8 protein-coding genes are annotated in these 11,188 nt (G+C 31.6%); 4 read left to right on the top strand and 4 right to left on the bottom strand.

Translation table 11 applies throughout. From position 1 onward, the window contains the following. The first annotated feature begins 59 nt into the window (after positions 1-59). The 4 genes from HMPREF3239_RS01910 to HMPREF3239_RS01895 all read left to right on the top strand — a co-directional run bounded on the left by HMPREF3239_RS01910 (position 60) and on the right by HMPREF3239_RS01895 (position 7,477). On the top strand, positions 60-2,846 hold the full coding sequence (locus HMPREF3239_RS01910; protein WP_070854553.1) for a type I restriction endonuclease subunit R: 2,787 nt from the start codon (positions 60-62) through the stop codon (positions 2,844-2,846). A 120-nt stretch (positions 2,847-2,966) separates the two neighbouring features. After that, complete coding sequence (locus HMPREF3239_RS01905) at positions 2,967-4,523, top strand: type I restriction-modification system subunit M (protein WP_070854552.1); 1,557 nt, start codon at positions 2,967-2,969, stop codon at positions 4,521-4,523. Then, the gene (locus HMPREF3239_RS01900) at positions 4,516-5,751 is read left to right on the top strand and encodes a restriction endonuclease subunit S (protein WP_053030089.1); all 1,236 of its coding nucleotides are present in this window, start codon (positions 4,516-4,518) and stop codon (positions 5,749-5,751) included. Before HMPREF3239_RS01905 ends, HMPREF3239_RS01900 begins: the two co-directional genes overlap by 8 nt. Before the next feature lie 400 nt (positions 5,752-6,151). Next, the gene (locus HMPREF3239_RS01895) at positions 6,152-7,477 is read left to right on the top strand and encodes an RNA-dependent RNA polymerase family protein (RefSeq protein ID WP_053030090.1); all 1,326 of its coding nucleotides are present in this window, start codon (positions 6,152-6,154) and stop codon (positions 7,475-7,477) included. A 45-nt stretch (positions 7,478-7,522) separates the two neighbouring features. Here the strand turns inward: HMPREF3239_RS01895 and HMPREF3239_RS01890 are convergent, their stop codons facing one another. The 4 genes from HMPREF3239_RS01890 to rarD form a co-directional block, all read right to left on the bottom strand. Further along, complete coding sequence (locus tag HMPREF3239_RS01890; protein ID WP_053030091.1) at positions 7,523-8,488, bottom strand: hypothetical protein; 966 nt, start codon at positions 8,486-8,488, stop codon at positions 7,523-7,525. A gap of 92 nt (positions 8,489-8,580) precedes the next feature. Further along, on the bottom strand, positions 8,581-8,715 hold the full coding sequence (locus tag HMPREF3239_RS12575; RefSeq protein WP_256323729.1) for a hypothetical protein: 135 nt from the start codon (positions 8,713-8,715) through the stop codon (positions 8,581-8,583). A gap of 577 nt (positions 8,716-9,292) precedes the next feature. Continuing rightward, positions 9,293-9,898 (bottom strand): stage II sporulation protein M, encoded by a 606-nt coding sequence (locus HMPREF3239_RS01885; protein WP_053030092.1) that lies wholly within the window; start codon positions 9,896-9,898, stop codon positions 9,293-9,295. 189 nt (positions 9,899-10,087) lie between these two features. Then, the gene (gene rarD / locus HMPREF3239_RS01880; protein WP_053030093.1) at positions 10,088-10,993 is read right to left on the bottom strand and encodes an EamA family transporter RarD; all 906 of its coding nucleotides are present in this window, start codon (positions 10,991-10,993) and stop codon (positions 10,088-10,090) included. Between the last annotated feature and the right edge of the window lie 195 nt (positions 10,994-11,188).

The following is an 11,188-nucleotide window of genomic DNA, read 5'->3' as shown; positions in this document are numbered from 1 at the left end:
TACAACACTTTATTCTCTTATGCTATATTTAAACCAAATACTATTTTTCGGGTGATGTTATGAGTTATCAAGGTGAATTGGCGTTAGAGAATGAAGTGATTAAGCAACTAGAGTCTCAAGGTTATGAAAGAGTAATCTTAAGAAATCATGACCAATTGGTTAACAATTTTCGTCAAATTTTAAATGAACGAAATATGGACAAACTTAATAATAAACCGCTCACTGATACTGAGTTTGCGCGTTTGATGACTGACATTAGTGATAAGAGTGTCTTTGAAAGTGCAATGCAACTGCGCGATAGTTACACGCTTGAAAGAGATGACGAATCGAAGGTGTACTTATACTTCATTAATACGGAACATTGGTGTCAAAACAAATTCCAAGTTACGAATCAAGTATCAGTCGATGATAAATATAAAGGTCGCTATGATGTGACGCTTCTCATTAATGGTCTGCCACTTGTTCAAATTGAACTTAAACGTAGTGGTATTGCGATTACACAAGCGTTCAATCAAATTGAACGTTATCGTAAACATAACTACAGAGGCTTGTTCCGCTTCATTCAATTATTCGTCGTAAGTAATAAGAAGGAAACACGTTATTATGCGAACAGTGATAAAGAAATATTCAAAAGTTTTATGTTCTATTGGAGCGATAAAGACAATCGTCGAATTAACAATTTAAAAGAGTTTATCCAAGACTTCCTTGACCGTTGTCGCGTAGCGAAAATGATTAGTCGCTATATGATTACAAACGAAACTGATAAATTATTAATGGCGCTTCGACCATATCAAGTATATGCAGTGGAAGCACTCATCAATCGTGCTACGGAAACGAATAATAATGGCTACATTTGGCATACGACTGGTAGTGGTAAAACACTGACATCATTTAAAACGAGCCAAATTCTATCTAGAGATCCTGGCATTAAGAAAGTCATCTTCCTCGTAGACCGTAAAGATTTAGACAGTCAAACACTCGCAGAATTTAATAAATTCCAAATGGACTCTGTTGATTTAACCGATAATACACATAAACTTTTAAAGCAGCTTGATGATCCTTATCAGAAACTCATTGTTACTACGATTCAGAAGATGTCCAATGCGGTTAAGACTGGCGCTAAAGTAATGGATAAATATAAGGAAGATAAAGTTGTCTTCATTATTGATGAATGTCACCGTACACAATTTGGCGAGATGCATCGTCTTATTAGACAACACTTCCTTAACGCTCAATATTTCGGTTTCACTGGTACGCCACGCTTTGAAGAGAATTCAAGTCAAGATGGGCGTGCGACTGCAGATATTTTCGAAAAGTGTTTACACACCTATCTCATCAAAGATGCGATTCGTGATGGCAACGTACTTGGTTTCTCAGTAGAATATATCAGTACATTTGCAAAGGAATTACACGAGATGGACGACACTTATGTCGCTAATATCGATGAAAATGAATTATGGATGGCTGACGACCGTCTTAAATTAGTAGCACAACATATGATTGATAATCATCATAAGAAGACGCGTAATCAAATGTATACTTCCATATTTACTGTGCAAAGTATACCGATGGCAATTAAATATTATAAAATCTTCAAACAACTTAAAGAAGAAGGTAAACATGATTTAAATGTTTCTACCATCTTTACTTACGGAGCGAATGAGGATAGTAAACAACAAACAGATAATAAACATACTAAAGATGAACTTGCCGAAATAATGAAAGACTATAACGCGACCTTCGACAAGAATTACTCACTCGATTCATTCGATGGGTTCTTCAACGATATTTCAAAACGTGTCAAACAAGGCATCCCTGCTGAACGTCTAGATATCCTGATTGTTGTCGATATGTTCTTAACTGGTTTTGATAGCAAGAAGCTAAACACGCTATATGTCGACCGCAACTTAAAATATCATGGCTTAATCCAAGCCTATTCACGTACAAATCGTGTTGAGAAAGAAATGAAGCCTTATGGTAATATCGTTTGCTATCGAAATTTGAAAGACAATACAGATAGAGCCATTGAGCTCTTTTCACAAACAAACGATACGGATACCGTATTAAGTCCATCATTTGATGTCATATTGTCACAATTCAAGTCAGAGTTAGAACAATTATTCAAACTTGCCCCAACGCCAGATAGTGTAGATGACTTAGAGCGTGAAGAAGACAAGTATCAATTTGTAATGATTTATCGTGCCCTAGCGAGTATTATGCAACGACTTAAAACATTCGACGAATTCTATTTCACAACAGATGTGGTAGGTATTGATGAACAAACGTACGAAGATTATAAGAGTAAATATCTCAACATTTATGATCAAGTCAAAGCAACCAATACTACTGAAAAGACATCTGTTTTAGAAGATATTGACTTTAAAATCGAAGTACTTAGAAACGATTTAATCAATGTTCAATACATCTTAGACCTTCTCAACAACAACGACTTAACTGATAAAAAACAAACTGAGCGCGTGCGTAATCAAATTAAGCAATTATTAGATAAAGCTGACGATGACAAACTTCGCCTTAAAGCCGAATTAATTAGAGAATTCTTAGATAAAGTCATTCCTCATTTAGATGAAGATGCCGTTGTAGAAGATGCTTACTTTAATTTCGAGGAAACGGTCAAAGAAAAGGAAATTCAAGACTTCGCAGATTCAAAAGAATATCCAGTCGAACTGCTTAAAGAAGTCATTAATGAATATGAATTTAGCGGACAATTAGACAATACCGTTGTTGAACAAGGTATTACAGGGGGCTTACTGGTACGTACCCAGAAGATTGAAAACGTTAAATCCTTCGTTCAAGAAACAACAGAAAAATATGGCGCAGCGAATTGATAAGTTAGGCGGTTTCCCGCTTAACTTATTTTAATTTGTGATTTAAAATAAGTTATAACATATAAAAAAGAAAGCAATATATCAAACAATATAACTATTTTTATTAAGGGGGAAACATCAGTGTCAACGACAGAAAAACAACGTCAACAACAAGCTGATCTACAAAGAAAATTATGGTCCATCGCCAATGACTTACGCGGAAACATGGACGCAAATGAATTCAAAAACTATATCTTAGGCTTAATCTTCTATCGTTACTTAAGTGAGAAGAATGAAGAAATCGCTTCAGACTTGCTTAAAGAAGATGGTATCTCATATGAAGAAGCAATGAATAATGATACATATAAACCTATCGTTGAGAAAGAATTAATCGCACGTATTGGTTTTGTCATTGAACCTCAATACTTATTTAGTAATTTAATTAAAGAAATTGAAAAACAAACATTCCAAATTGAAGACTTAAGCAATGCCGTGAAAAACGTTGAAAACTCTACACGTGGTCACGAAAGTGAAGATGACTTTATACACCTCTTCGATGACATGGACTTAACATCAAGCCGTCTTGGTAATACAAACGCGAAACGTACACAACTCATCTCAAAAGTAATGGTTCAAATTTCAACACTACCATTCGTACATAGTGACCTTGAAATCGACATGCTTGGTGATGCCTACGAATACTTAATCGGTCAATTCGCAGCAAGTGCAGGTAAAAAAGCTGGTGAGTTCTATACACCTCAACAAGTATCTACAATCTTAGCTAAAATTGTTACAACAGGAAAGCATGACTTAAAAAGCGTTTACGACCCTACGTGTGGATCTGGTTCCTTACTCCTTCGTGTTGGTGCAGAAGCTAAAGTACGTCAATACTATGGTCAAGAATACAATAGTACGACATACAACCTAGCTCGAATGAATATGTTACTTCACGATGTGAACTATAAACGTTTCCAAATTGAAAATGACGATACGCTTGAAAGTCCTGCAGTACATGAAGAACGCTTTGGTGCCGTTGTAGCTAACCCACCATACAGCGCGAAATGGAGTGCTGACCCTTCATTCTTAGACGATGAACGTTTCAGTAACTACGGTAAACTTGCGCCTAAATCTAAAGCCGACTTTGCCTTTATTCAACATATGGTTTACCACTTAGATGACAATGGCACTATGGCCGTAGTCTTACCGCACGGTGTTTTATTCTGTGGCGCAGCAGAAGGTACCATTCGTAAATATTTAATTGAAGAGAAGAATTACTTAGATGCCGTTATCGGCTTACCTGCTAACCTATTCTATGGTACAAGTATCCCAACAAGCATTCTAGTATTTAAGAAATGTCGTGAAGCGAATGACAACGTAGTGTTTATTGACGCTTCTCAATCCTTTGAAAAAGGTAAAAACCAAAACCATCTTACCGACGAAGACGTTAACAAAATCGTTGATACCTACCGCAATAGAGAAACCATTGATAAATACAGCTATATAGCAACATTAGAAGAAATTAAAGAAAACTACTATAATCTTAATATCCCAAGATACGTCGACACATTCGAAGAAGAAGAACCGATTGATCTAGACCAAGTCCAACAGCAACTCACAGACATCGATAAAGAAATCGCAGACGTAGAATCAGAAATCAATGAATACCTCAAAGAACTAGGAGTGTTAAAACATGACTGAACCACAAAATACTCCAGAACTCAGATTTCCAGAGTTTGAAGGGGAATGGACAGAATATCAATTTCAATCGCATCTTAGCAAAATAGAGACAGGGACTAATAAGCTTGGGTCAGAAGATTTTTCAGGTCTTCCATTATTAAAAATGGGGAATATACAGCGTGGAAATTTTACATTCAATAAACTTGAAAAATTAAAAAAAGATGAAGTAGTTAATAATGAACACTTAATTCAAAATAAAGATTTTTTGTTTAATACTCTAAATACGATGGAACTTGTAGGCAAAAGTGCAACATGGATAGGTGAAAGTAATAAGTTTGCTTTTAATAGTAATATAGCAAGATTAACTTTAGAAAATATGGATACAGTATTTTTTAACTATTTATACAATACTACTAAGATGATTCATAAAGTTAAATCGCTAGCAGTAGGGACTACAAGCGTAGCTGCAATATATCCTAGAGATTTAAGAAAATTAAAATACTTTGTACCAATTTTTGATGAACAATTGAAAATTGGAGAGTTCTTTAGCAAACTCGACCGCCAGATAGAGTTAGAAGAAGAGAAACTTGAACTTTTAGAGCAACAGAAAAAAGGATATATACAAAAAATATTCTCACAAGAATTAAGATTTAAAGATGAAAATGGTAATGAATATCCTAATTGGAAAACTAAAAAATTAGATAATGTAGCTACAATTAATAGAGGGCTAACCTATAAACCTTCAGATATTCGTCAAAAAGGTGTGAGGGTTTTAAGGTCTTCTAATATTGTTAATGACAAATTTCATACATATGAAGATGATATTTTTGTAGATGAAAATGTAGTGAAGATTCCTTTAGCAAATGAAGAAGATATATTAATTACAGCTGCAAATGGAAGTCCAAAATTAGTAGGCAAACACGCCTTAATAAAAGCGTTAAAACAAGATAGTGTAGCTGGTGGATTTATGTACCTCTTAAAATCAAAAAATACTAAGTTTATTCAAATATGGATGAATACAAAAGAATATAAAAAGATTATTAATAAAGTTCAAGGTGGCAATGGTTCAATAGGTAATTTATCTAGAAAAGATTTAGAAAACGGAATAATAACAATGCCTTGTTTAGAAGAACAAGAAAAAATAGGTTTATTTTTCTCTAAAATTGACGTTCAAATTGAAGTTTTAGTAAACAAGATTAGAAATTTAAAAGAGCGCAAACAAGGATTACTTCAAAAAATGTTCATGTAATTCTGATAACGCTTCACAAGCTTATTAAATATTTAAGTTTATAAACAAAAATGATAAAATAAATATGCCTGTTACATATGGTAACAGAAAATTTTGTTTCAAATTGTCAAACTCTAATTGACTGATTTGAACATAGAGTTGTCTGTTGCTCATTCTTGTGCCAATTAGTCTACACATGAATAAGCAGAAGAAGATTATTACAAAGAATACAACATCCATATCATTCACACCTTTCAGATATTCTTCTATTAGATGATAACATATTTGTTATTTTCCCAATCTTATGCATAAAAAATTGTCGTAATGCATAAAGTATCGACAAATAGAGTGCTAAAAGGGTCGGTTTAACAGAAATTGGGTCTGTGACTCTTTATAGCTTCACATATAGTAGGTATATATAATGAAATTTATTTCTAAAAATTATTTACATATTGATTCAAAAATTTCTTATGGCAAAGTAAAAGAATATATTTCTAGCCCTACTTCAATAGCTACTCATAGTTTTCTCCCATTAATTCATAGTGACTTAAACTTCGAAAAGTTTGATGAATCCCATAAAACGTTTTATAATGACAGACCAGTTAAAGTTAAAACTAGAAAAATAATGTATGCTGGACACTTAGATAATTTCATTTATAAATATTATGCTGAATTACTAAATACTCATTACTATAATCAATTTTGTAAAAATAATGAAATAGATGATTGTATAATAGCGTATCGTAATAATAAACCAGGACAATCTAATATACATTTTGCTGCTGAAGTTATTAACAGCATAGTTATGTATGAAAAGTGCTATATTTTGATTGGGGATTTTTCAAATTATTTCAACTATATTGACCATTCGATTTTAAAAGCGAATTTAAAAAAAGTACTTAACACAAATTATTTAAATAAAGATTGGTTTAATATATTCAAGTCAGTTACTAAGTATGGATATTATGATAAAGATTTTCTAGAAGAAAAGATTGGCACTGAAAAAATGTTGAGATCCTTAAATAAAAGAAGTTTTTTTGAAAGTGTTAAGAAATTTAGAAATTTCCAACGTATATATAAGCCTAAATTTAATAACGAGAAGTATGGTATTCCTCAAGGCACAGCAATTAGTGCTGTATTTGCTAATATTTATGCTATAAATTTTGATATAAAAATGAAAAATTTTACTGAAAAATATTTAGGATTATATAGAAGATACTCTGATGACTTTATATTAATTATACCTTATCAGTTTATCGATTCACCGTTTGAAGAAGAAATTGTTTCTTTTGTTAAACAACTAACTGCGAAACATAAAATAGATTTACAAGATAAAAAAACCGACCTTTATTTATTTGATAACTCGAAAATAAAAAGCTTAAACAATGATAGTAAACATCAACTTGACTATTTAGGATTCGTTTTTGATGGTCAGTCAGTAAAAATGAGAAGTAAAAGTCCTTATAAATTTTATCGAAATGCTAAAAAACAAATTTCATTCGCCAAAGATAGAATGTTGAAAAGTGATTTAAATAAACTTCCATATCGAAAACGAATTTATAAACTCTATACTGATTTAGGTACATCTAATAATGGTAAAAATAATTTTATTGATTATGCTAAAAGAGCACAACTAATCTTTGATAAATTATCGCCACAAACTAACAATATAATAATGCAACAAATAAATAATCGAAAGAAGAAAATTGAAAAGCTACTTGGCTATAAAATTCACTCGAGATTATAAGGAATATTATCTTTGTAAAAACCTCTCTTAATTTATCAAGAGAGGTTATATGTCTTCAATAGGCTTGTGATTGTAACCAATTTCATCAATTTGCATTAAATAATTAAATAAAATTAGACTTACTTGAGATTGCTCAATATTTCTATTTCGTGTAAAATTCATTACACTCCAATTATTTGCTATAACTCTCTCTCCATATTGTTCACATCCATAAACAACCATATTTTGTACATGTTTTAAAGTATATTTCTTAGTACGTATTAATTTAGTAGCATTTTTTATTTCATGATTAATTATGTATGAAATTTCGCCCGTGGAAAAGTTTTCAAGTAATTTTTTAAAAACTTGTTCTGCACTATCAATTGAATAATTATGAAAATTTACTTCTTCCATTAAATATTTTAAATTTTCAACACTTTCATTTAGTGCGATAACCTTCCACATAGAATAATAAAATTCATTGGAAAATAGTGATTTACTTGGGTAAACTAATTGCTCTAACATATTTATATAGTCAATACCCTTTCCTTTAAAGTCTATATTTATTGAATAATAGACTTTATATGTATAAAACTCTTCTATAGTTTTATTTTTATAATCAAAAACTAAATCATTATTATTGCTCATATTAAAATTTGGAGATATAATCCCTTCTAAAAATAAATGGTCATATATTTCGCTAATCATTTTACCTGTGGGTGCTAACTTACCTTTCAATTGATTAAAAGGAACAATATATTCCAAATTATCACTGAGACCACATCTTAAGAGACAAGCTAAATAAAATCGATCTGTTTCACTTAATTCTTCTATACTTTTACAATCCCTATTACCATAACTAGAAATAATTTCTTCTTCTAACTCTTTAATAAGCTTTTGTTCTTTATCTTTATTTTTTTTACAATTTTCACAAATACAATTATTAGAGTTATCATGTCCACATTTTAAACAAAATGAAATATCATTATATAAATGTGCAGATACAGTTCTACCCTTTAACTTTTTATTCATTTTTGATTTACAATAAATACATTTTTCATCTATTATTAGATATGGAAATAGTGAGACTAACTTACTTGGTTGCACCGTAATAGAGTATTCATTTATTCATTTATTAAGTTATTTATTTTTTCTTCTGCATAATATCGATTAATTAAAGTTACAACTTCTTTAGTATTTAAGTGTGATAATTTGCTACTTAAATTGTTAAAATTAAAATCATCAATTTCATACTTCATTTTATGTACCTCTTCATTAAATAAATTTATTATTAAGTATAAACTATCAATATAAATCAAAAAAGAAAACTTTTTGTAGTAAATTAAAAAATTTCATTAACGAAAGTCTAAAAACTTATATTTACTATACTTTTTTAAATTTAAATATTTATTCCACTGAATTTAGAGCGCTAAGTATATCTGTTTTATATATTTTTTTGCCAAGCGGTGCATAATGATAAACGCGAAGATGAGCATTAGCACGTTTGTTAGACGAAAGTTGGTCAAATAAAGTGCCAGGCATTGTTAGGTGGTTTTGTGCTCATGATTAATTGGTGTAAGTAATAACCACCTATGAAACCTATTAAATTACTTATAGTAACAATTAATATTTTTCTGTTATAGATGTACATTATGACTTTTATATAAAACATTAAGTCCTCAGAGTTGTGAGTTCTCACTAACATTCGCTGACGTTAATGTTAGTCAAAATAAATATTCCAACCACGAACTTCTTAACATCCAACCAAAACTAAAAAAGTGCATTAAAAAAGTCAAATGAACGCAGAAATAGTTCATTTGGCTTCTTGTATAAGAATCAACTCATCCATTCAAATATAAAATTAGCTACATATGTTTCTAGAAATGCAGCGATGATGATTAAGGGTAATGCGATCAATACATATGATTTGATTACGTTGATTAAGTTAACTTTTATCGCGTAATTTTCTTTTTTACTTTTCCTGAAGAGATTGGTAAAGCGGCGTGTGATGGCTTTGTTCAACATATACAATGCACTTGCTAAAATGCAAAAGCCCATGACTTCAAATGTATAATGCGGAATAAATGCAATACATCCTATCAAGCCTTTATGTAAATCAAAACTCAGAATAAAACCAAACATTATGCCAGGCATAAGAATGGTAACCACTATATTGATCAAATAAAGATAAGGTATAGGTAGTAAGGCTAAGATAAACATTTGTAGTGGCACTTGAAAGCCGTTATTAACGATATATTTCCACACTTTTTCAAGTCCTTTAGCTTCGCCAATCTTTTCGCTCGCATTTCCCATATTCTTCAAGTCATTAATTGACGGATGAACAAAATAACAGAATAGCGTAGTAATGATTACACATATCGTAGCCACTATAAAAATTTTTACGGCACGTTTAACAATATCCAAGTCAATTGATTTCAGCATAAGCGACCTCCTCTGTCACCACATATACTAACAAATCTCATACGGTATTTTAATATCTTTTTCAGAGATTTAAGGTAGACTTAATGTTCGCTTGTACACGTTCACATTAGCGCTCTAACATTATAAAAGCTATGAGGAAACCTTGCATTATCGGTTTCTTCATAGCTTATTTTAACTAAATTGAAGTGATTATTGAGGTCTTGGATTGCGTTTCATCTTCACATATTGAGAGATACTGTATAGTATGATTCCGAACCAAATAAGTGCGAACGTAACTAACTGTTGTGCGTCAAAATGTTCTTTAAAAGCAAAGATACCTAAGAAGAACATGATCGTTGGTCCAACGTATTGAATAAATCCTGTTAGAGATAATGGAATTCGTTTGGCACCTGCTGAGAATAGAATTAGTGGAATGGCTGTTACTGCCCCTGAGAATAGTAGCCAGAAGGTATCCATGTTCATACCGACTGATGACGTTCCTGTCTTCCATAAATAAATCATATACATTAATCCCGCTGGCGCTGTGACGATACATTCAATCGCAATACTGCTGATGGCTTCGATTTTAACAATCTTCTTCAACAAGCCATAAATGCCGAATGAGAAAGCAAGCATTAATGAGATAACTGGAAATTCTCCAACGCGTATCGTCATATAGAGTACTCCGATTGCCGCAAATACGATGGCTAAAGATTCAAATTTATTAAATCTTTCTTTTAGGAAAATAAACGCCAATAATATACTGACTAATGGATTAATGTAATAACCTAAACTAGATTGAAGGACGTGTCCATTAGATACAGCCCAAATGAACGTTCCCCAGTTCACCGTAATCACATAACCGGCAATAATGATGACGATAAGTTCAATTGGATGTGAGAATAAATGTTGTAAATCACGCTTGAATGTTTGTGATTTCTTTAAAACGACGATCATTAGAATCATAAAGATCATGGATAATACAATGCGATAAGCTAGGATTTCAAATGCACTAACGCCACCAATTAATTTCCAATAAATTGGCAAGATACCCCATAGTACATATGCCCCTAACGCATATAGAATCCCTTTTTTGAATTCAGTATTGGAATTCATCCAAACCCTCCTATTGGTATAACCCTGGAAATATGTATTTAGTAATACAACTATGTTACCAATAGTTAAGAAAGTTAGATATATAAACTGCTCAAAATCTCTTAAATTCCCAGTAAATCGGATCAAATTAACCCAAATTTAGACATCCATCTCTCTAACATCACACAACCCGAAGTCTTCCTTTCAATATAAAAA

It is taken from the genome of Staphylococcus sp. HMSC34C02, assembly GCF_001838705.1.
In the GTDB taxonomy this organism is placed as follows: domain Bacteria; phylum Bacillota; class Bacilli; order Staphylococcales; family Staphylococcaceae; genus Staphylococcus; species Staphylococcus borealis.
Note: the sequence above shows the minus strand (reverse complement) of the source record. Positions and strands in the feature narration are given on the sequence as shown.